The organism is Paramylibacter kogurei (assembly GCF_002742285.1).
Lineage (GTDB): Bacteria > Pseudomonadota > Alphaproteobacteria > Rhodobacterales > Rhodobacteraceae > Amylibacter > Amylibacter kogurei.
The window spans coordinates 1,059,605-1,080,459 of sequence record NZ_MDGM01000012.1 but is presented as its reverse complement, the minus strand read 5'-3'; the positions used below and the strand labels follow the sequence as shown (position 1 = coordinate 1,080,459).

Below are 20,855 nucleotides of genomic sequence, written 5' to 3'. Positions count from 1 at the left end.
ACTTTATATTGATGAAAACCAAGACAAGCGCATATTTGCGCAATTTTTCCCTTAAAAATCTGCCCTTGCACCCATGCCGTTCCATCCCTAAAAGGACGTCAGTTTTTCCCATGCATGTGGGTTATGGCGTGTGGCCAAACCCCAGTTAAAAGGACCGCAAAATGCAAGTGACCGAAACGTTGAACGAAGGCCTGAAACGAGGCTATACCATTGTTTTAACAGCAAAAGAATTGGCAGACAAAGTTGATGCCAAATTGGAAGAAGCCGCGCCAACCATCGAAATGAAGGGTTTTCGCAAGGGTAAAGTTCCAAAAGCGTTGTTGAAAAAACAATTCGGTCAGCAAGTTTTGGGCGAAGCAATGCAAGAAAGCATTGATGGCGCAATGAACGAGCATTTTGAAAAATCAGGCGACCGTCCAGCGGGCCAACCTGATGTTAAAATGACCAATGATGATTGGAAAGAGGGCGACGATGTAGAGGTTTCATTGAACTATGAACGCCTTCCAGACGTGCCAGAAACAGATTTTTCCAAAGTGAAATTGGAAAAATTGACTGTTAAGCCAGCAGATGCGGATATCGACGAAGCATTGGCAAACTTGGCAGAAACTGCGCAAAACTTTGAGCCACGCAAAAAAGGCAGCAAAGCAAAAGACGGTGACCAAGTGGTTATCGATTTCTTGGGCAAAGTTGACGATGTTGCATTTGATGGCGGTCAAGCAGATGATTATCCGCTGGTTCTGGGTTCAAACAGCTTTATCCCCGGTTTCGAGGAACAGTTGGTTGGTGCCAAAGCAGGCGAAGATGTTGTTGTAAACGTTGATTTCCCTGAAAATTACGGCGCTGAAAACTTGGCTGGTAAAGCCGCTGTTTTTGAATGCAAAGTGAAAGAAGTGAAAGAGCCAAAAGCAGCCGCTCTTGACGATGAATTGGCCAAAAAATTTGGCGCAGAGAGCCTTGATGATTTGAAAAAACAAATCGGCGAGCGCCTAGAAGCGGAATATGCTGGTGCGGCACGTATGGTGATGAAGCGCGATTTGATGGATGCTTTGGATTCATTGGTGACATTTGAATTGCCAGAAAGCTTGATCACAGCCGAAGCAAACCAAATCGCACATCAGTTGTGGCACGAAGAGAACCCAGATGTTCAGGGCCACGATCACCCAGAAATCACACCAACAGACGAGCATAACAAATTGGCAGAACGCCGCGTGCGTTTGGGCTTGTTGCTTGCAGAAGTTGGTCAGATCCAAAAGATCGAAGTGACAGACGCAGAAATGCAGCAAGCGGTGATGCAACAGGTGCAAAACTACCCTGGTCAAGAGCGTGAATTCTTTGAATTCATTCAGAAAAACCAGCAGATGCAGCAACAGCTACGCGCACCAATCTTTGAAGACAAAGTTGTTGATTACATTGTAGAAAATGCAAAAACGACAGAAAAAGAAGTGACCAAAGAAGAGCTGCAAAAAGCAGTTGAAGAATTGGACGCTTAATCTGTTTTCAGATTACGGATTGAAAGAGCGCCCAAGTGGCGCTCTTTTTTTATGTGGATGTCTATGAACAGGCATTGGCGAAGGCGGTTTCAAACACACCCACCCAACCCGCGTTATAGCCATCATGCATATCCTGCGCCTTGTCGCCGAATGCTTCCCAGCCGTAATGTTTTAGGGTGACTGTTGTGCCAGTGCTGCTGGGTTCAAACGTGACCTCAACAAATGTTGCATCTTTGGGTTCCAGATTGATATGCCATGCGAGCGCCAGTTTGGTATGGGGTGAAAATTCGGTGACAGACCCCCAGACTAAATCCGTGCCTGTGTGATCGGTTTCTACAATTGCACCGCCGGTTTTTGGTTCCATTACAACACGTTGCGCCACCGCGCCATTCATGGCGGAAACGCTGTTTTTTTCCTTGGGCCACCACGTATCAATGTCTTTGGTGAAGGTATCAAACGCGTGTTTGGGCGGGCAGGGAACCGTGATGGTTTTAATGACAGGTGGCAGCATGATTAATCCTTTGTTTGGTTGATAATGTGGTCTTGAAAAGCGGTGAGCGCATCATCCCAAAACCCGTCGATATAGGCGCGCACGGGTTCCAGCCCATCGCGATTAATCTGATAGATCCGTTTGGTGCCCTTTGGCGTGACGGATAGCAGTCCAGCATCAGTCAGGATTTTGAGATGTTGCGAAATTGCGGGGCGGCTGACGTTATGTTGATCAGCCAGTTGCGCCACCGACATGGGTTGCGTTGCAATCTGTTGCAATATGTTGCGACGGCGCGGATCGGCGAGGGCAGTGAAAATCATATCGTAAGTCATGGCTTACGGTAAGTAGAATCTTACGAAAAGTCAACCGCGCATAAAAAAGCCCGCACAAGGCGGGCTTAATTATTATATTTTACAATGTATTAGAAGCTTTTTGAAACTTTCAAGCCCATTGTGATAACTTCGTTATCTGCGAAATTTGTTCCCGCTGATGTAACGGCATCTCCACGTTTCGAGTAGTTAATACCCATTGATGTTTTCACACCATTGGCAGCCGTATATGCACCACCAATTCCGATGCCCGCGATGCCGTTGGTCGGTGCAAGTGGGCTTACTGGTTCAGCGCCAGATTCTTCGTAAGACAATGTTACAGACATTGAAAATGCGTCACTAATTTTGCGGCCAATGCCCAGAGAGTAAGATGTCGTGTCTTCGAAGTTTGATAGTGGGGTCGAGCCAAATGCTGCGGGTAGAATGATGTTGGAATCTGACCATTTTGCGCGGCGTACGCTACCAAATAACAATGTGTCTGTAGCAATACCAGATTGGAATTCTAGTGTGTATGCTTCTGGCGAACCCGCAGTGGTGGCGCCATAATTTGTACCAGAACCGGCACCGATTGTATCCAGATCAAATTCAAGCTCTGATTCATAAGACAATGAAACACGCAAAGCGATGTCAGGAATTTCATAGGCGACACCGAGGATATATCCAGTATCAGAGTCTTTTGAGAACGTAGTTGGCTCTGGAATACCATTTGGCGTTAGGTCTGCTGTTGCTTTGGCCCATTGATGTTTAACACCGCCATAGGCGCTAAAACGATCGGTAAATGAATACTTAGCAAGCAAGGTCGCTGAGGTTGAATCTACTGAGCCGCGAAGAGGGCTCCCCAATGAAGCGTAGTTGATATCAACACCAATTGGATTGTTGTTGTAAACGAATGCCACTGCCAGTTTGTCATTGAATTGGTGTTTATAGCCAAATTTCAATGTTGTGAAAGATTCCGCAACATTAAATGCATGAGGCGCGCCAGCAGGTGAAACACTTGGTAGTGTTAAACCCAATGTTGCCTCTGCATAGTTGCCTTGTTCAAACAAGATGCTTGGGCTGAATGTTGCGCGATCCATACCGCCAGCAAAAGCGGATGATGCGATGAGTGTTGACGCGGCTGCACCTGACGCCAAAATTGTTTTTATTTTCATGATGCTCTCTCCCTAGAAACTTCACGATTACGTTAGTGCGACAATGTGGTTGTGGTCAAACGCAATGTGACATTTGTGACGCGGGGGAATTTAGGCTCGTGGCATTTTTACACCACAAATAATTCACCAGAAATTAAGGTAAATTTGTTTTGATCCCAGATAAGTTCGAAATCAAACAACAAGACAAAAACGCGCCTTGAAGCCCCCCGCAAGGCGCACTACAGTTATCGCAGAAATTTGCAAACACAGGCGAAATATCATGAGAGACCCACACGAAGTTTATATGAATACATTGGTTCCAATGGTTGTGGAACAAACATCACGTGGGGAACGATCATACGATATTTTTTCACGCCTGTTAAAAGAACGCATCATTTTCCTGTCGGGCCCCGTGCATGATGGCATGTCCACATTGATCGTGGCGCAATTGTTGTTTCTTGAGGCGGAAAACCCCAAGAAAGATATCTTTATGTATATCAATAGCCCGGGCGGCGTGGTGACATCTGGATTGTCGATTTATGACACGATGCAATATATCCGCCCCAAGGTTTCAACGCTTTGTGTTGGGCAAGCGGCGTCAATGGGATCATTGTTATTGGCTGCGGGTGAACCGGGGCAACGTTTTGCATTGCCAAATGCACGTGTGATGGTGCACCAACCATCGGGTGGTTTCCAAGGCCAAGCATCCGATATCGCGCTGCACGCCAAAGAAATTTTGGAACTGAAAGATCGCCTGAACAATATTTACGTCAAACATTGTGGTCGTAAATTGAAAGAGGTCGAAACCGCCCTTGATCGCGATAATTTCATGACAGCAGAAGAAGCCAAAGATTGGGGTCTGGTTGATGAAATCGTACAAAAACGCGAATTGCCGGACGAATAGGGCGCACAATCAAGGGTTTATTCATCTTGCCATGGCTATCTTGTGTCAAAAAAATGGTCATAATTTAGCCATGACTGGCCATTAGGAAACGAATAATCGCATTGTAACGGGCATGGTTCTGCCATATCGTATCGGGCAAGCGCAAATAAGGCGGAGTAAAATATGTCGAATTCAAACAATACGGACGCGAAAAATACACTGTATTGTTCGTTTTGTGGCAAAAGCCAGCACGAAGTCCGCAAATTAATCGCGGGTCCGACTGTGTTCATCTGTGATGAATGTGTTGAATTATGTATGGATATCATTCGTGAAGAGGCCAAAGGTGGCATCACCACCTCTGGCGAGGGTGTGCCAACGCCTGCGGATATCTGTAATTTCTTGGATGAATACGTGATTGGCCAAGATGTTGCCAAACGGGTTTTGTCTGTGGCGGTGCATAACCATTACAAACGTCTGGATCATGCCGAACATACCAAGGATGATATCGAGCTTTCGAAATCAAACATCCTGCTGATCGGGCCAACGGGTTGTGGTAAAACATTGCTTGCGCAAACATTGGCGCGCATCATTGATGTGCCATTCACCATGGCCGACGCCACCACATTGACCGAGGCTGGTTATGTGGGCGAAGATGTTGAAAATATCATTTTGAAATTACTTCAAGCGTCTGAATATAATGTGGAACGCGCACAGCGTGGCATCGTGTATATTGACGAGGTGGATAAAATCACCCGCAAATCCGATAACCCATCCATCACCCGCGATGTTTCAGGCGAGGGTGTGCAACAAGCGTTGCTAAAAATCATGGAAGGCACGGTTGCATCCGTTCCTCCGCAAGGTGGGCGCAAACACCCACAGCAAGAATTCTTGCAAGTGGACACAACGAATATCCTGTTCATCTGTGGCGGTGCATTTGCCGGTTTGGACAAAATCATCGGCCAACGTGGCAAAGGATCAGGAATCGGATTTGGCGCAGACGTCAAAGACGAAGAAGAGCGTTCCGTAGGCGAATGGTTCACGGAATTGGAACCAGAGGATTTGTTGAAATTTGGCCTGATCCCAGAATTCGTTGGGCGTTTGCCGGTTCTGGCAACGCTGACCGATTTGGATGAAGATGCGTTGATTACCATTTTGTCTGAACCTAAAAACGCATTGGTCAAACAATATCAACGCCTGTTCGAATTGGAAGATGCGCATCTGAAATTCACAGACGAAGCCTTGCGTGCCATCGCCAAACGCGCCATCGCGCGCAAAACTGGTGCACGTGGTTTGCGTTCCATCATGGAAGACATCTTGTTGGATACGATGTTCGATTTGCCAAGCCTTGAGAACGTACAAGACGTTGTGGTGAACGAAGATGCCGTAACCGGCGAAGGTGAACCCTTGATCGTTTATGCAGATAAGGTCGAAGAAACCGCATCTGCGGGCTAAACCACGCTCAAATGCGAAAAAATTGAATGCATTGGCGGAAAATCCCGCCAGTGCATTTTTCTTATGCTGGACGTTGGTCTGGGTTTGTAGCATATACAAAGATAACAGAACAAAGGAAGCCGCAGATGGACTTTATCAAAAGCTTATTTACTTGGTGGAACAGCCAAACGCTTAACACACGGTTTTACACTTGGCGCAAGGGTGTGAAGGTTGGCGAAGATGAGCAGGGCAATATTTTCTATGAAACACGTGACGGTAAGCGCCGTTGGGTAATTTTCAATGGCGAATGCGAAGCATCACGCGTATCTGCCGATTGGCACGGTTGGTTGCACCACACGTTCAAAGAACCGCCAACTGATAAGCCGCTGAAACACAAAGTTTGGGAAAAACCGCATCAGGAAAACCTGACAGGGACGGCAATGGCCTATGCGCCGGCGGGATCTTTGCGCCATGCGAAACCTGCTGATCGTACTGATTACGAAGCGTGGCAACCTGAATAGCAAAGGGTATTGGCGATGGCACATAACCTCACTGAAACTGCTGTTGGCGCCGTTGTTGTCGCTGCTGCCGCAGGATTTTTGATTTTCGCATCTTCCAGCGTGGGATTTTCCACTAAATCAGGTGGATACGAATTAAACGCAAGCTTTCGCAGTGCGGATGGCGTGGCCGTTGGCACGGATGTGCGCATGGCCGGGGTCAAGGTTGGCACGGTAACGGCACTTGCGCTTGATCCTGAATCATTTCGCGCAAATATGCAGTTTTCAATGCGCGATGATTTGAAAATCCCCGAAGATTCAGGCGTGCAAATTTCCCAAGAAGGATTGCTTGGCGGCACATTTGTAGAGGTCGTGCCAGGTGGGTCCGAATTTGCAATGGAACAGGGCGGCGAATTTATCGACACCCAAGGTTCGGTAAGCCTGATATCATTGCTGCTTAAATTCGTGGCGGGCAGCGAACAATGATCCGTATCGCGCTGACATCATTGGCATTTTTAATGGCGTTGCCCGGTTTTGCCGCGGTGAAAACCACCAATGGTTCTGGCGCGATCATTCGTATGTTGGACCGCGTTACCGGACAAGTTGCCGATTTTGAAATGCAAAGCGGTTCCACCATCGAAGTGGCAAAAATTCAAGTTACGCTCAAAGAATGCCGTTATCCTCAGCGTCGTTTGAACACAGATGCATTTGCACATTTGTTGATCTTGGATTCCCGCATGGATAATCCTGCGTTTGATGGCTGGATGGTGGCATCTAGCCCTGCATTATCCGCACTGGAACACCCGCGTTACGATGTTTGGGTGATCAAATGTCTGGCGCCGAAATAAACGTCGCTTTTATTCCCAACGCCTGATCCAGACGATTGCGATATTCGCTGCGCGGGATTTCTATCGCACCCAGTGACGCCAGATGCGGCGTGATAAATTGAGTGTCGAACAGCGTAAAATCGCGCGATTTCAAATGTTTGATCAAATGATATAACGCTAGTTTTGACGCATCCGTTTCCTTTGAAAACATGCTTTCGCCAAAAAACGCACCACCCAATGCCACGCCATAAACCCCACCGATCAAACGATTTTCACGATGAATTTCAAAGCTATGCGCATAGCCCAATGCATGGAGCTGACAATAAAGTTCAAATATTTCCGCGTTTATCCAAGTTTCATCGCGATCCGCACAGTGACGGACAACATCTGGAAAACAGGAATTGATTTTATAAGTATAATCGCCCCGTTTAATCCGCCGCGCCAATGATCGTGACACGTGAAACGCATCCAGTTCGAAAATGCCGCGCATCTGTGGATCGACCCAGAAAATTTCGGGGTCATCCGCGCTTTCAGACATCGGAAAAACGCCTTGGGCATAGGCTTGCAGTAATAGGTGCGGGGTTACTTTTTGTGGTTGGGCGGTCATGTTATGCGCCCAACCATCTGATTTTTATTCGGAATCTTGTTTTTCCAGCCATTTTTCAAGCCAGTGAATATCGTAATTCCCTGTGAGAACGTCTTCTTCTTGTAAGAGCGCGTCAAACAAGGGCACGGTGGTATCCACGCCATCCACAATCAATTCGCCAAGTGCACGGCGCAATCGGGCAAGTGCCGCTTCGCGTGTAATGCCAGATACGATCAGCTTGGCAATCAAACTGTCGTAATAGGGTGGGATGGAATAGCCCGCATAAAGCGCGGAATCCATACGTACACCCAAACCGCCTGGGGCATGGAATGTTGTGATTTTACCTGGGCAAGGCGTGAAATTTGGAAGTTTTTCCGCATTAATCCGCACCTCGATCGCATGGCCTTTGATGGACAATTCTTCTTGTTTGAATGTCATCTCTTCGCCAGCGGCAACACGGATTTGTTGTTTCACCAAATCCACACCATAAATGGTTTCGGTTACAGGATGTTCCACCTGCAAACGTGTGTTCATTTCGATGAAGTAAAATTCGCCGTTTTCATACAAAAATTCGATTGTACCAGCACCAGAGTATTTGATGTCTGCAATCGCATCGGCGCAGACCTTGCCGATTTTTTCGCGTGTTTTTTCGTCGATGCTTGGGCCCGGGGCCTCTTCAAACACCTTTTGGTGACGGCGTTGCAATGAACAGTCACGCTCGCCCAAATGAACGGCACGGCCTCGACCATCGCCAAAAACCTGAACCTCGATATGGCGGGGCAGGGTGAGGTATTTTTCAATATAAACCTCATCATTGCCAAATGCGGCCTTTGATTCGGATCGCGCGGTTGAAAATGCTTCGTCCAGATCGTCTTTGGTTTTCGCCAGTTTCATCCCACGGCCACCACCGCCTGCGGTTGCTTTTACAATTACGGGATATCCCATTTCATCGGCAACTTTATGTGCCTCTGCGATGGTATCAACGCCGCCATCTGACCCTGGAACGCATGGAACGCCCAGCTTTTTCATCGTGTCCTTAGCTGTGATTTTATCGCCCATCATGCGGATGTGTTCCGCGCTTGGCCCGATAAATGTAATGTCGTGATCTTCCAACACCTGCACAAAATTGGCGTTTTCCGACAAAAAGCCATAGCCAGGGTGAACGGCCTCGGCCCCAGTTATTTCACATGCTGCAATGATGTTTGGTACGTTCAGATAGCTTTGCGCACCCGATGGTGGACCGATACAGATGCTTTCATCTGCCATGCGCACATGCATTGCATCAGCATCCGCAGTTGAATGAACGGCAACGGTGCGCACGCCCAATTCTTTGGCGGCGCGGATGACCCGCAATGCAATTTCACCGCGATTGGCGATAAGAATCTTGGAAAACATGGTTGTTTCTTTCGTTTATCGCTTATTCAACAATCACAAGTGGCGTCCCAAATTCAACGGGCGTGCCGTCTTCGATGAGGATACGTTTTACGGTGCCACCATTCGGGGCAGGGATCTGATTCATTGTTTTCATCGCTTCGACGATCAACAATGTGTCACCTGCGGAAACTTTTTGACCAATACTTACAAATGGTGCCGCACCAGGTTCGGGTTGCAAATATGCAGTGCCAACCATGGGTGATGTCACCGCACCTGGGTGATCGGCGGGATCGCTGGCCTTGGCAGATTCAGCAGGTGCCGCAGCAGCGGGTGCAGGTGCAGCGGCTGGTGCTGCGATTGTTTGTGGCACAGCGGCGGCCATTGTAACGGCGGTTTGGCGTGTGACGCGCACATTTAATGTTTTGTCGTCACCATATTCGCGTTTTACCTGTAATTCTGTCAGGTCATTTTCACGTAGCAATTCGGCCAAAGCCTGTACAAATTGAACATCCGTATCTTGATCTTTTTTGGTCATTTCACCCTCGAAATTTTGTGCCTTATCTTCGGCAAGGTCATTTGAGCCTGTATAAAGATGTTTTGGCAGTGTGAAAAGTCTTAACGTTTACGTGACGTCGCTTGTTTTGCTAATGACAAGATTTCTTGGGCTTTTAGCCATCCACTGGTACCTTGGGGCAATAAACCTTGTGCGCGTTTTGCATGCACAGATGCCTGTTGGAAATTGGACGCAAGCGCGTATCGCTCCGCCGTAACCACGGATGCATTGCCATTTTGCCCAGCACGGGCATAGGCCACGGCCAATTCACGCAACATGCGCCCATCACGCGCATCCTTGGAATAGGCTCGTTGCAAAACTTTCAATGCTTCCGAGTTATTGGTGTTTGAAGCGTTAAGCGCACGCCCCAATCCCGCAAGAATAAGGGATTCATTTGGCGCAAGCTGTGTTGCCGTGCGATAGGATTTAATCGCGCCGTTTACATCACGATTTTCCAGCAATATTTGCCCGCGCAATTCATGATAATACGCATCTTTGGGGCGCATGTTGACCAGTCGATTTATTTCATTCAAGGCGCGTTTACGATCCGGTTTGCGATGGTATGCAATGGCGCGGGTAAGGGTGGCAATTTCGCCTTTGTCGGATTTTTTGACACGGCGCAAAACGCTTGCGGGATTATTGGTGAATCCGTTGAATTTTGCGACCATACGCGCATACCAATAATCCATATTTGGTGGCTGCGTGCTCGCGCGTGGTTTGTAAGCCCCTGCAAAGGCGCGCAAATTTGCGATACGTTCGCGCGACATCGGGTGGGACAATGTATAAGGGTCGCGGTGTTTGGCGGACATCAAATCCTGACCATCAAAAATTTCCAACACTTCGATTGCCGCTTTTGGGTCAATGCCAGCGGCGGCCATATATCGTGCGCCCGATTGATCAGCACTGGATTCTTGGGCACGTGTGTGGGTTAAAAAATTGCGCGTCGCAACCGATTGCGTACCTGCGGATAATGCAACGGCCGCCTCGCCAGAACCAGCGGCAGCAGCGGCAATTGCCAGCAAAAATCCAACTCCAGCGGCGGATTTTGAACTTGCGGCGGCACCTGCACGTTGGGCGATATGCCCGCCCGTTATGTGGCCAATTTCATGTGCCAAAACGGATTGTAATTGTTCCACAGATTTAAGTTTCAGGATCAGCCCGTGGTGCACAAAAATATGGCGTCCACCTGCCACGAATGCGTTAAGAGAACGATCATTCACAACCAAAATATTTGCGTTGCTTTGCGAGACACCCGCTTTGGCCAAGATAGGTTTGGCCGCCAGTTTTAATGTTCGCTCGATTTCGGCATCACGGATCAATCCCTGTGCGGACAGGCTGATTGTGCTGGACAGAACAAATGCGGCGGTAAGCACAGATTTGTATATTTTTGAACCAAGCATGAATATTCCCTTTTTGGTTTCAAAAACAATGCCGCTCTGATTTGTAAAAAACAATGCACAGTGATGTTATGCGCAAATTTATGCCCAAAAAGCCCCGCTTGCGCGAGGCTTTTTATCATTAATTACGAGCGTGACCACCAACCGCGTCGCTTGGGTGCAGGTTTTGCAACCGCTTCGGCGGGTGGTGATGCCGGCGTTGGATCGGGTGCGGGAACCTGTGTGGGTTCTGGCGTCGGCGCAGGCGCTAGTGCTGGATCCGCGGGCGTTGGTGCTGGATCCGCGGGCGTTGGGCTTGGCGATGGGGTTTCCACGGGCGTATCCGCAGCGGCGGTTTTCTTGGCCGCTGGCTTGCGTTTTGTTGCGGGTTTGCGCGCGGTCTTTTTCGCAACAGGCGCATCCTCGGTTGTTGTTTCAACCGTCTCTGATGCATCTGCTTTGGTTTTCGCCTTTGCAGTGGTTTTCTTGGCAGGTGCCTTTTTCGCCGTGGTTTTGGCGGCGGTCCGTTTTGCGGGCGCACGTTTTTTCGGCGCTGGCTTTTCGTCTACCTCTGCGGTTTCCACAGGTTTTGCGTCATCCACAACAGGTTCCGCCGCTGGCGTTTCTGTTGTTGGCTTTGCCTTGGTTGCACGCGGTTTGCGAGGAGCACGTTTTTTAACGGGCTTTTCCTCCGCTTTTGGCGATTCTTCAGCCGCTGTTTCCGCCTTGGCTTCGCTTACTGGTTCAGAAGCATCAGTTTTTGCACGGGCATCATTTGCATCACTTGCTTCAACTTTTGCTGGGGCATCAGCATCATTTGGCGCATTTTCGACGCTTTGATCATTTGCGTCCTGATTTTGTGGTGCATCCGCTGCACCTTTGTTGCGGCCACCACGACGACGACGACGACGCCGTTTTTTCTTGGGCTGTTCTTCGTCATCACCAGTAGGGGATGGAACAGGTGCGGCTGTGGTCAGATCATCGGTTGATGTGCTGCTCATGGTGATTGCACCAGATTCATCGGCATGTTGTGCCACGATGCGTGTTGCGGTTTTCAGCTTTTCAACGGTGTAGTCTGGGCTGATCATCGCGCTGTCTGCTTCGATCCGCACGGACATGCCATAACGTGTTTCAATCTCGCTGATATGTTCGCGTTTTGCGTTCAACAGATAGTTGGCAACGTTAACGGGTGTTGTAACCAACACTTCGTTTGTGCGTTTGCGTGTCGCTTCTTCTTCGATTTCACGCAGGATTGCCAATGCTTGGCTTCCGTCCGAACGCACCAAACCCGTGCCATGACAATGCGGGCAGGGTGCTGTTGTGGCCTCTAGCATACCTGGGCGCAGTCGCTGGCGTGACATTTCGAGCAATCCAAATGACGAAATGCGGCCCACTTGAATGCGTGCACGATCATTTTTCAACTTGTCTTTCAGGCGTTTTTCAACGGCTGAGTTGTTGCGCCGTTCTTCCATGTCGATAAAATCGATCACGATCAAACCAGCCAAGTCGCGCAGGCGTGCTTGGCGTGCCAATTCTTCTGCGGCCTCAAGGTTGGTGCGAAGTGCTGTATCCTCGATCGAGCCTTCTTTGGTGGCACGACCAGAGTTCACATCAACCGCGACCAAGGCTTCGGTCACGTCAATCACGATATACCCACCTGATTTTAGCTGCACAGTTGGGTTAAACATACCACCCAAATACGCTTCGACCTGATAACGGGCGAACAGGGGCATTGATTCCTTGTAATGCGTGATTTTTTCAACGCGGGTTGGCATCAACATTTTCATGTATTCAACCGCATCCGCGTAACCACGATCACCTTCGACAATGATTTCATCGATTTCACGATTATAAAGATCGCGAATGGTGCGTTTAATCAAATCACCCTCGGCATAGATTTGCGCAGGGGCGATGGATTGCAATGTTAAATCGCGGATCTGTTCCCATTGACGCAACAGATATTCATAGTCGCGCTCGATATCGGTGCGGGATCGTTTGGCACCAGCGGTGCGCACGATCAGGCCGGCGCCTTTGGGCACTTCAATTGCGTTGGTTATCTCTTTGATTTTCTTGCGATCTGTGGCGTTGGTGATCTTGCGTGAAATGCCACCACCACGTGCGGTGTTTGGCATCAAAACACAGTAACGACCAGCAAGTGACAGATATGTTGTCAGCGCAGCACCCTTGTTGCCGCGCTCTTCTTTAACAACCTGAACCAACAAAATTTGGCGAACCTTGACCACTTCTTGGATTTTGTAACGACGTGGGCGGGGTTTGCGTGGGCGCACCTCTGCTTGAACTTCGTCATCAGAGATTTCCGCATCGTGCAATTCGCCTTCTTCGACGATTTCTGAATCAACCTCTTGGGCGGTTTCATCCGCATCATTGCTTGAAACTTCGGTAACGGTGTCAACGCTTTCGATTTCGTTTTCGATGGGCTCACCCGCATCGGAATCCGATTCTGTTGACGGGGTTGGTTGCTCCGTTTGGTTTTCTGGCACATCGACCAGACCGTTTTCTTCGTCCAGATCAATCACATCGGGTGATGTGGCATCGCCTGTGACAACTGCATCCGTTGCTGCTGTTTCCGCAACGGTTTTGGATTTTGAACGGCTGCGGCGGCGTGATTTTGGTTTTTGCTTTGATTTTTGCTCTTCCGCTTCGGCAACGGCCTTGGCGTATGCTTCTTCCTCTTCCAACAGCTTTTCGCGGTCGGCAACAGGAATTTGGTAATAATCGGGGTGAATTTCGGAAAAAGCGAGAAATCCGTGGCGATTCCCGCCGTAATCAACAAAAGCCGCCTGAAGCGATGGCTCTACGCGTGTAACCTTGGCAAGATAGATATTCCCAGCAAGCTGACGTTTATTTAGACTTTCAAAGTCGAATTCATCTACTTTGTTTCCTTCTACAACAACAACGCGGGTTTCTTCCGCATGTGTTGCATCGATAAGCATTTTCTTTGACATGTTTTCTTTCTGACACGCAAATCAAAGCCTCCCTTGTTCAGGGGACAAAAGATTTACATGTTTAGTTAAGGCGATAGCGCGCGATACGCCAACAGGCGCAGACATGTCCGCGGTGTTTTGGCTGTTTTTCGGCGCGCGTTTCATCGCGGTTTTCTCCGACGCTCTTATTCGTGAGCGTTGATATAAGGCCGATTTCGCACTGATTGCGCAAAATGGGCTGTTCTGTTTGGCCATTTGGCCTGCTGGGGGTTCATTGCGGTCTTCAGCAAATGCCTGTCGCAAAGAATACCGCCAGCGAAACTTTGTGGTGATTTTTCAAACACCGATTGTTCATCAATAAGTTGAACATTAGGCAATTACAATCTGTTTTTGATTTGCTATATTGTTGAAAACAGCCAAAGAGCGGTAAATAGCAGTGAAAAGCATCATAACAGCGCTAATTTTTTGTTTCATTCAATCTTGGGCGACCATCATTATGGCCCAAGATTTCGGTGCATTGGCGCGTATTGACCCAAGTCGCACCAAACTGGATGATAAATTATGGGGGCTGCAAATTGAATTGGGATTAACCCAACCCGTTCCGTTTCGCGTTTACACATTGGGCGAACCTTATCGTTTGGTGATGGATTTCAAACAAGTTGATTGGGCACAATTGCCAAGCGATTTTGTCGAACAATCAGAAACGGTTACAGATGCCCGCTATGGTGCCTTTCGCCCAGGTTGGTCGCGCATGGTTTTAACCTTGTCAGAGCCGATGGTGGTGAAAACAGCGGAAATGGGCACGGAAAATAGTGCAGGGGTTGGGCAGCTAGCGGTTTATTTAGAACAGGTTAACGCCGAAGATTTCGCGAAATATTCAACGCCACCCAATGATGCGCTTTGGGATTTGCCTGCGTTTAAGGGGGATATGATCCCAAAAAAACGCCAAGATGGCACGCGCCCGATCATTGTTATGCTGGATCCCGGCCACGGGGGGCTGGATACAGGTGCCATATACGATGGGCACCGCGAAAAAGATTTGGTTTTGCAATTTGCACTTGAATTGAAAGAGGCGCTCATTCGCACGGGTCGGTTTCAGGCGTTCATGACACGTGGCGATGATGAATTTATCTCGCTTCCAGGGCGGATCGCTGCGGCGCGTGCGGAAAATGCAGATGTTCTTATCTCGCTTCATGCGGATGCGGTGACATCTGGATCGGCCTCTGGGATTACGGTTTATACTTTGTCAAACAAAGCGTCCAATACCAGTGCGGAATTATTGGCAAGCCAGCTTTCACGTTCTGATCTGCTGGCAGGCGTCGACCTTACCGATCAAGATGACGAATTGGCGGGTGTTTTGATGGATTTAGCACGTCTCGAAACATTCGAGCGAAGCGATATGTTGGCGGAAATGATGGTGCTGGAAATCGCGCAATCCGTAGGCAAGCTGCGCAGCCGCCCGCATTTGGCCGCTGGATTTGCCGTGCTCAAGGCACCTGATATCCCATCCATTTTGATCGAGCTTGGATTCATGACCAATCGGCGTGATCTTAATAATTTGATCACACAATCATGGCGTTCCAAAGTAATAGATGGTATCGTTCTGGCATTGGATTCATGGGCTGTCGAAGACGCAGCAGCCGCAAAATTGTTACGACAATAGGGTTTTAATTAAACACAAAATTCCCTATGTAGAGCGAAATGTATCGGCGGATTTTGGACGGGTTTTTACCACTTGTGTTTTGACCCAAACCCAACAACCGCCTAAATGACTGTCGAACTCGACGAGGAATTCCCGTGCTAAGATCAATTGTTTCATTTTTCGGTGTTATTTTTACGGTGCTCACATTGGGTGCGATTTTGGGTGTTGCCACGATCGCAGCGGTGTTTATGGCCTATGGCCGTGATTTGCCCGATCATGACAGCTTGGCAGGATATGAACCCGCAACAATTTCACGCGTTTATGCGGTTGATGGGCGTGTGATGGATGAATTTGCATCGGAGCGTCGTTTGTTCACCCCGGTCGAAGAAATGCCAGATATTTTGAAAAATGCATTTATCAGCGCCGAGGATAAGAATTTTTATAACCACAAAGGTTACGATCCACTTGGTATCGTAAAGGCGGGGATTGATGCCGCCACGGGTGGTACGCTGCGCGGTGCGTCGACGATTACACAACAGGTTACGAAAAACTTCTTGCTTACCAATGACCGTTCTGCAGAGCGTAAGATCAAGGAATTGATCCTATCGGCACGGATCGAAGGATCGTTAAGCAAAGATCGCATTTTAGAGCTGTATCTAAATGAAATTTTCTTGGGTCAAAATTCATATGGCGTGACGGCGGCGGCAGAAACCTATTTCGGGAAAACGCTGGAACAATTAAATTTGCAAGAGGTGGCCTATTTGGCATCCTTGCCCAAAGCACCGTCAAATTATCACCCCGTGCGCCAAAAAGAGCGTGCATTGAACCGTCGAAATTTCGTGCTGCGTGAGATGGCGGAAAACGGATATGCCAGCGAAGAAGATATAAAACTGGCCCGTGCCAGCGATCTGGAAACAGTGCAGGGTGGGCATATGGAAACGGCGCGATCCTCTCGCCCGCCACGCAATTATTTTACCGATGAAATTCGCCGCCAAGTAACCAATTCATTTGGCGAGGATGAATTTTTCACTGGTGGTTACGCTGTGCGTGCAACAATGGATACCGATATGCAACGCGAAGCGGAACGTGCGCTTCGCCGTGGGCTAGAGGCATACGACCGCCGCAACAGCCCGTATTTCGGTGCGATCACAACCATTGATCCTGCGTTGTTGGACGATGAAACCAAATGGCGCGATGCATTGGACAACGCCAAAGCGCCGCGTGATATCGAAAACTGGTATCCTGCCGTGGTGTTAAGTGTGGGTGAAAAAACCGCGCAAATTGGTGTTGAAGGTTTTGATTATAACGAAGAGCGCGACCGTTTGTATTATTCCGTAGAAAACAAATGGGCCAAAAACAAGATCAACAAAGATGGCGATCGGTTCCGCATGAAAAACGCCGCTGATATGTTTTCAGCGGGTGATGTTGTGATGGTGAAATCTGCGCTGAACGAAGATCGCAGTGTGAAATCTTGGTCGTTGCGCCAAGTGCCACAAATTCAAGGTGGCTTTGTTGCGATGGATACCAACACAGGGCGTGTATTGGCCATGCAAGGTGGTTTTTCATATCAGCACAGCGTGTTTAACCGCGCCACACAGGCACAGCGCCAACCGGGTTCGGTGTTCAAACCGTTTGTATATGCGGCTGCAATGGACAGTGGATATTCCCCTGTGACCATCGTTGTTGACGCACCGATTAAAATCAACACACCCCAAGGTTTGTGGACACCAAAAAACGCATCAAACAAATTTTATGGCCCCGCACCGCTGCGCGTTGGTATCGAACAATCGCGTAACCTGATGACCATTCGTTTGGCACAGGATGTGGGCATGGGTGTTGTTGGGGGGTATGCGGAACGCTTTGGTGTCTATGATCGTATGTCGCGCGTGTTATCTGGTGCGCTTGGCGCGCAGGAATCCACGCTTTATAAAATCGTGTCATCCTATGCGATGTTTGCCAATGGTGGTGAACGCATCCATCCGACCTTGATCGACCGTGTGCAAGATCGTAGCGGCAAAACCGTATTTCGCCACGATGGCCGTGTTTGTGCCGATTGTGGCCCAGGTGAATTGGCCGACGGGCAGGGCGTGACACTATCATCAGACAAAGAACGCGTCATGGACGAAGTTACCGCATATCGGATCACATCAATGATGCGCGGCGTTGTGGAACGCGGTACAGCGCGTAAAACCGTAAACCTTGGTGTGCCAGTTGCGGGTAAAACAGGGACAACAAACGATGCCAAAGATGTGTGGTTTGTAGGTTTCACCAGTAATATCGTGGCGGGTTGTTACATGGGATTTGATACGCCCAAAACATTGGGTAAGGGCGCATCAGGTGGCGGTATGTGTGGCCCAGTGTTCCAACAATTTATGGCCAAGGCCGTGCAAAAATACGGGGCGGACAATTTCGAACAGCCCGCCGATACTGTATTTTATAAATTCGACCGTTTCAGCGGTGTTCGTTTACCCGATGATGCAACAGGCGATCATGTTGTGCGCGAATTGTTCCGCATCGGCGAAGAAATCGACGCAAACAGCCTGCTTGATTTCATCGATGGTGGTTTTGAAGCTGAAACAAATATCGAAATTTTCAGCAACTTTAGCCGCAATACCATCGCCCCGAAAAAGGACAAAGTGGTGCGTACATCCACGGGTAAGAAAAAGAAAATTCCCGCCAAAGCCAGCTTTGGTTCCTTGTCCAGCGGTGGGTTGTATTGATGCGGTTGCTCTTTACCTAGGCTATGCGAATGGATAGAAAGATGGTTCATAATACGGACCAGAATAATGCGTGCAGAAATCGAAAACCTTGTTGGTGAAATCAATAAATCGCTAGAGCTGTTAAAACAGCGCATGGATTGGGATACTGCCGAATACCGCATGGAAGAATTCAATGCGCTGTCCGAAAACCCAGACCTGTGGAATGATCCCGCAAAAGCGCAAAAATTGATGCGCGAGCGTCAAATGTTATCGGATGCGATTGATGGGTTTAAAAACCTGTCCCAAGATTTGGCCGATAATATCGAATTGATCGAACTGGGCGAAATGGAAGATGACCAAGAGGTCATCGACGAAGCAGAATCCGCCATTCGCAAAGTTCAAAAAGAGGCCGCCAAACAAGAGATCGCCGCATTGTTAAGCGGCGAGGTTGACGGCAACGATACATTCCTTGAAATCAATGCAGGCGCTGGTGGCACAGAAAGCTGTGATTGGGCATCTATGCTGGCGCGAATGTATGTGCGTTGGGCCGAAAAACAGGGTTATTCGGTGGATGAAGTCGCCTATAACGCAGGCGATGAGGCGGGGATAAAATCCGTGACCTATCAAATCAAAGGCGACAATGCATATGGTTGGATGAAAACCGAAAGCGGTGTGCATCGTTTGGTGCGCATTTCTCCGTTTGATTCAAACGCCAAACGCCATACATCGTTCAGTTCTGTCTGGGTTTACCCTGTGATTGACGACAATATCGAAATTGAAATCAACCCATCCGATTTGCGCGTCGATACGTTTCGCGCATCGGGCGCGGGTGGCCAGCACGTCAACAAAACAGATTCCGCTGTGCGCATGACTCATATTCCTACGGGAATTGTGGTGCAGGCATCGGCGAAATCACAGCACCAAAACCGTGCCACATGTATGAACGCGCTAAAGTCGCGTCTGTATGAAATTGAATTGCGCAAACGCACCGAAGGCATTCAAGAAGCCCATGACAACAAGGGCGACGCGGGCTGGGGCAACCAGATCCGATCCTATGTCTTGCAACCTTATCAAATGGTGAAAGATTTGCGTACCAATGTGGAAACATCCGACAGCCAAGGCGTGTTGGATGGGGACTTGGATCAATTCATGGCCGCAGCATTGGCGCTGGATGTTTCTGGTAAAACACGTGCGGAGGCACAAGAAGGGTAATTAGTATGAAGCTTGATCCAGCAATTTTTGCCAAAAGCCACGATATTACCGCGGCTTGTCTTTATGCGGATACGCTTCCTTCCCTTGATTTTGACGCATTGATAAAATCAATCGTCAGTGCATTTCCAAACCAACGCTTTGGGCAAAAGTTCCAGGGATCTGCGACGGGCAGCGATTTGCATTTTAGCATCGGCAATTGCTTTGTTAAAATCGAATTGCACAATGGTAAGCTGGCCAAAAACGCGTTTCAAAAAGCGTTGGAATCCCCGTTTAACAAATCACTTGCCGTTGATTTTGAAGGGTTGATTGATACGCATCAAACCCATGTGTTGATCCATGTGGGCACAGGAACCGGCGTTGCCCCCAGCGTTGATGATATGCCTGATGATGTTTTGGCGATGCTGCAATCCATTGACAGCACCGATAAATCCGGTGGCAAAGAAACCCAAGAAAACTACACCTTTCGCTTAACGCTGTTGTTGAAACTGGTGGAATTGATGAACCGCGCCCAAGAACCCAGCCTTGTACATTGGGTGGCATCACAACATTTACTGACTGCCAATGGGTTTGAAACGACCACACGTGAAAAATTTCCGATTTTTCTGTTCACTCACCCAGTTTTATTTGGATCAAACGACCCACAAACGGGGCAACAATCAATTGGCGCCCGATTTTTGAATTCAGAAAAATTCATCGGAAAAAAACTGGTGTTTGAACAATCTCCGCTGGGGTTAAAGACGCTGTTGGAATTGTCGTTGATGTTTATGCAATATTGTCGGCATCTGGGAACCATCCCCAAACATGGTGAAAGTTTTGGACGTTCCGCGCATGAAGTGATCCACGTTTACCACAAAGATAAATCAAGCACAGATCCGTTTGGGGCGGTGCATCTGCGTGTCACAAAACACGCCGATCTTGCCGATGACTATGTGCCAATCGAACCATTTCAATCTGGTGTCACAGATTCTGAGAATACGTCAGAAATGGCTTTGGGAACCGCGGATGATGGTGTTAACGTAGAAAGCACAGCAAAGCGAGAGATTATCATGAGTGATGGCCCCAAAAATTATCCCGATTTTGATCGTGCCGAAGACGAATTAAGATCCTTGTTTCGCAATGCTGAGGATAGCAAAGCATCGCCAGCCAGCGTGGCCAATGATGTGGTTCAAGACGATGGCGCGAAAAAGGGCGGCATGTTAAGCGGATTGTTTGCCAAAAAAGAAAAGCCAACGGCGGAACCACGCAAGGGGCTGATGGGGCATGTCCAGAAATTTTTGACTTTGCTGTTGTTGTTGATGGCCGCGGTATTGGCCTATCTTATGATCCCACAGCTCTTGGGATAAAAAAAGCCCATCCAAATGGACGGGCCTTTTCAATTCGAAATCGAAGAA

Annotated in this window: 18 protein-coding genes; 10 read left to right on the top strand and 8 right to left on the bottom strand. The window is 48.6% G+C overall.

Annotated elements, in window-relative coordinates:
* The first annotated feature begins 161 nt into the window (after positions 1–161).
* Positions 162–1,490 carry a trigger factor gene (gene tig / locus BFP76_RS10700; RefSeq protein ID WP_099593489.1) on the top strand — a complete coding sequence of 443 codons (1,329 nt, stop codon included), beginning with the start codon at positions 162–164 and terminating at the stop codon, positions 1,488–1,490.
* 61 nt (positions 1,491–1,551) lie between these two features.
* Here tig and BFP76_RS10695 read toward each other — a convergent pair whose 3' ends face one another.
* The 3 genes from BFP76_RS10695 to BFP76_RS10685 all read right to left on the bottom strand — a co-directional run bounded on the left by BFP76_RS10695 (position 1,552) and on the right by BFP76_RS10685 (position 3,460).
* Entirely contained in the window at positions 1,552–2,001 is a 450-nt protein-coding gene (locus BFP76_RS10695) for an SRPBCC family protein (protein WP_099593488.1), read from the bottom strand.
* Between the two features lie 2 nt (positions 2,002–2,003).
* Positions 2,004–2,300, bottom strand: a complete 297-nt coding sequence (locus BFP76_RS10690; protein ID WP_240514031.1) for an ArsR/SmtB family transcription factor — start codon at positions 2,298–2,300, stop codon at positions 2,004–2,006.
* A gap of 101 nt (positions 2,301–2,401) precedes the next feature.
* On the bottom strand, positions 2,402–3,460 hold the full coding sequence (locus BFP76_RS10685; protein ID WP_099593484.1) for an outer membrane beta-barrel protein: 1,059 nt from the start codon (positions 3,458–3,460) through the stop codon (positions 2,402–2,404).
* 259 nt (positions 3,461–3,719) lie between these two features.
* Between BFP76_RS10685 and clpP the strand changes: the two genes are divergently transcribed.
* From clpP to BFP76_RS10660, 5 genes are all read left to right on the top strand, one after another.
* Positions 3,720–4,343, top strand: coding sequence for an ATP-dependent Clp endopeptidase proteolytic subunit ClpP (gene clpP, locus BFP76_RS10680; protein WP_099593482.1), 624 nt, complete (start codon positions 3,720–3,722; stop codon positions 4,341–4,343).
* Between the two features lie 162 nt (positions 4,344–4,505).
* Positions 4,506–5,774, top strand: coding sequence for an ATP-dependent Clp protease ATP-binding subunit ClpX (clpX, locus tag BFP76_RS10675; RefSeq protein WP_099593481.1), 1,269 nt, complete (start codon positions 4,506–4,508; stop codon positions 5,772–5,774).
* A 125-nt stretch (positions 5,775–5,899) separates the two neighbouring features.
* Entirely contained in the window at positions 5,900–6,274 is a 375-nt protein-coding gene (locus tag BFP76_RS10670) for an NADH:ubiquinone oxidoreductase subunit NDUFA12 (RefSeq protein ID WP_099593479.1), read from the top strand.
* Between the two features lie 15 nt (positions 6,275–6,289).
* The gene (gene mlaD / locus BFP76_RS10665; protein ID WP_099593477.1) at positions 6,290–6,736 is read left to right on the top strand and encodes an outer membrane lipid asymmetry maintenance protein MlaD; all 447 of its coding nucleotides are present in this window, start codon (positions 6,290–6,292) and stop codon (positions 6,734–6,736) included.
* Positions 6,733–7,098 (top strand): DUF2155 domain-containing protein, encoded by a 366-nt coding sequence (locus tag BFP76_RS10660; protein WP_205661410.1) that lies wholly within the window; start codon positions 6,733–6,735, stop codon positions 7,096–7,098. The genes mlaD and BFP76_RS10660 overlap by 4 nt, the downstream gene beginning before the upstream one ends.
* Here BFP76_RS10660 and aat read toward each other — a convergent pair.
* The 5 genes from aat to BFP76_RS10635 form a co-directional block, all read right to left on the bottom strand.
* Positions 7,076–7,684 (bottom strand): leucyl/phenylalanyl-tRNA--protein transferase, encoded by a 609-nt coding sequence (gene aat, locus BFP76_RS10655; protein WP_099593475.1) that lies wholly within the window; start codon positions 7,682–7,684, stop codon positions 7,076–7,078. The two genes, BFP76_RS10660 and aat, sit on opposite strands and share 23 nt — an antisense overlap.
* A gap of 24 nt (positions 7,685–7,708) precedes the next feature.
* Positions 7,709–9,058 carry an acetyl-CoA carboxylase biotin carboxylase subunit gene (gene accC / locus BFP76_RS10650; RefSeq protein ID WP_099593474.1) on the bottom strand — a complete coding sequence of 450 codons (1,350 nt, stop codon included), beginning with the start codon at positions 9,056–9,058 and terminating at the stop codon, positions 7,709–7,711.
* A gap of 22 nt (positions 9,059–9,080) precedes the next feature.
* Positions 9,081–9,572 (bottom strand): acetyl-CoA carboxylase biotin carboxyl carrier protein, encoded by a 492-nt coding sequence (accB, locus tag BFP76_RS10645; protein WP_099593472.1) that lies wholly within the window; start codon positions 9,570–9,572, stop codon positions 9,081–9,083.
* An 80-nt stretch (positions 9,573–9,652) separates the two neighbouring features.
* Positions 9,653–10,990 carry a M48 family metalloprotease gene (locus BFP76_RS10640; RefSeq protein ID WP_099594081.1) on the bottom strand — a complete coding sequence of 446 codons (1,338 nt, stop codon included), beginning with the start codon at positions 10,988–10,990 and terminating at the stop codon, positions 9,653–9,655.
* 122 nt (positions 10,991–11,112) lie between these two features.
* A complete protein-coding gene (locus BFP76_RS10635; protein WP_099593470.1) occupies positions 11,113–13,932 on the bottom strand; it encodes a ribonuclease E/G in 2,820 nt (939 codons plus the stop codon).
* Positions 13,933–14,407: 475 nt separating this feature from the next.
* On the opposite strand from BFP76_RS10635, the gene BFP76_RS10625 reads away from it, so the two are divergent.
* The 4 genes from BFP76_RS10625 to BFP76_RS10610 all read left to right on the top strand — a co-directional run bounded on the left by BFP76_RS10625 (position 14,408) and on the right by BFP76_RS10610 (position 20,807).
* Positions 14,408–15,574: an N-acetylmuramoyl-L-alanine amidase gene (locus tag BFP76_RS10625; RefSeq protein ID WP_133117427.1), complete on the top strand. Its 1,167-nt coding sequence runs from the start codon at positions 14,408–14,410 to the stop codon at positions 15,572–15,574.
* Positions 15,575–15,708: 134 nt separating this feature from the next.
* Positions 15,709–18,273, top strand: a complete 2,565-nt coding sequence (locus BFP76_RS10620) for a penicillin-binding protein 1A (protein WP_099593464.1) — start codon at positions 15,709–15,711, stop codon at positions 18,271–18,273.
* A 66-nt stretch (positions 18,274–18,339) separates the two neighbouring features.
* A complete protein-coding gene (gene prfB, locus BFP76_RS10615; protein WP_099593462.1) occupies positions 18,340–19,464 on the top strand; it encodes a peptide chain release factor 2 in 1,125 nt (374 codons plus the stop codon).
* Positions 19,465–19,469: 5 nt separating this feature from the next.
* Positions 19,470–20,807: a hypothetical protein gene (locus BFP76_RS10610; RefSeq protein ID WP_099593460.1), complete on the top strand. Its 1,338-nt coding sequence runs from the start codon at positions 19,470–19,472 to the stop codon at positions 20,805–20,807.
* Positions 20,808–20,855 lie beyond the last annotated feature (48 nt).

Excerpts from the sequence above, each read along its gene's own strand:
- mlaD (WP_099593477.1), top strand. The coding sequence starts at position 6,290 with ATGGCACATAACCTCACTGAAACTGCTGTTGGCGCCGTTGTTGTCGCT.
- BFP76_RS10660 (WP_205661410.1), top strand. The coding sequence starts at position 6,733 with ATGATCCGTATCGCGCTGACATCATTGGCATTTTTAATGGCGTTGCCC.
- BFP76_RS10640 (WP_099594081.1), bottom strand. The coding sequence starts at position 10,990 with ATGCTTGGTTCAAAAATATACAAATCTGTGCTTACCGCCGCATTTGTT.
- BFP76_RS10670 (WP_099593479.1), top strand. The coding sequence starts at position 5,900 with ATGGACTTTATCAAAAGCTTATTTACTTGGTGGAACAGCCAAACGCTT.
- BFP76_RS10690 (WP_240514031.1), bottom strand. The coding sequence starts at position 2,300 with ATGATTTTCACTGCCCTCGCCGATCCGCGCCGTCGCAACATATTGCAA.
- BFP76_RS10625 (WP_133117427.1), top strand. The coding sequence starts at position 14,408 with ATGGCCCAAGATTTCGGTGCATTGGCGCGTATTGACCCAAGTCGCACC.
- BFP76_RS10635 (WP_099593470.1), bottom strand. The coding sequence starts at position 13,932 with ATGTCAAAGAAAATGCTTATCGATGCAACACATGCGGAAGAAACCCGC.
- BFP76_RS10695 (WP_099593488.1), bottom strand. The coding sequence starts at position 2,001 with ATGCTGCCACCTGTCATTAAAACCATCACGGTTCCCTGCCCGCCCAAA.
- clpP (WP_099593482.1), top strand. The coding sequence starts at position 3,720 with ATGAGAGACCCACACGAAGTTTATATGAATACATTGGTTCCAATGGTT.
- BFP76_RS10685 (WP_099593484.1), bottom strand. The coding sequence starts at position 3,460 with ATGAAAATAAAAACAATTTTGGCGTCAGGTGCAGCCGCGTCAACACTC.
- accB (WP_099593472.1), bottom strand. The coding sequence starts at position 9,572 with ATGACCAAAAAAGATCAAGATACGGATGTTCAATTTGTACAGGCTTTG.
- aat (WP_099593475.1), bottom strand. The coding sequence starts at position 7,684 with ATGACCGCCCAACCACAAAAAGTAACCCCGCACCTATTACTGCAAGCC.
- prfB (WP_099593462.1), top strand. The coding sequence starts at position 18,340 with ATGCGTGCAGAAATCGAAAACCTTGTTGGTGAAATCAATAAATCGCTA.
- tig (WP_099593489.1), top strand. The coding sequence starts at position 162 with ATGCAAGTGACCGAAACGTTGAACGAAGGCCTGAAACGAGGCTATACC.
- accC (WP_099593474.1), bottom strand. The coding sequence starts at position 9,058 with ATGTTTTCCAAGATTCTTATCGCCAATCGCGGTGAAATTGCATTGCGG.
- BFP76_RS10610 (WP_099593460.1), top strand. The coding sequence starts at position 19,470 with ATGAAGCTTGATCCAGCAATTTTTGCCAAAAGCCACGATATTACCGCG.
- clpX (WP_099593481.1), top strand. The coding sequence starts at position 4,506 with ATGTCGAATTCAAACAATACGGACGCGAAAAATACACTGTATTGTTCG.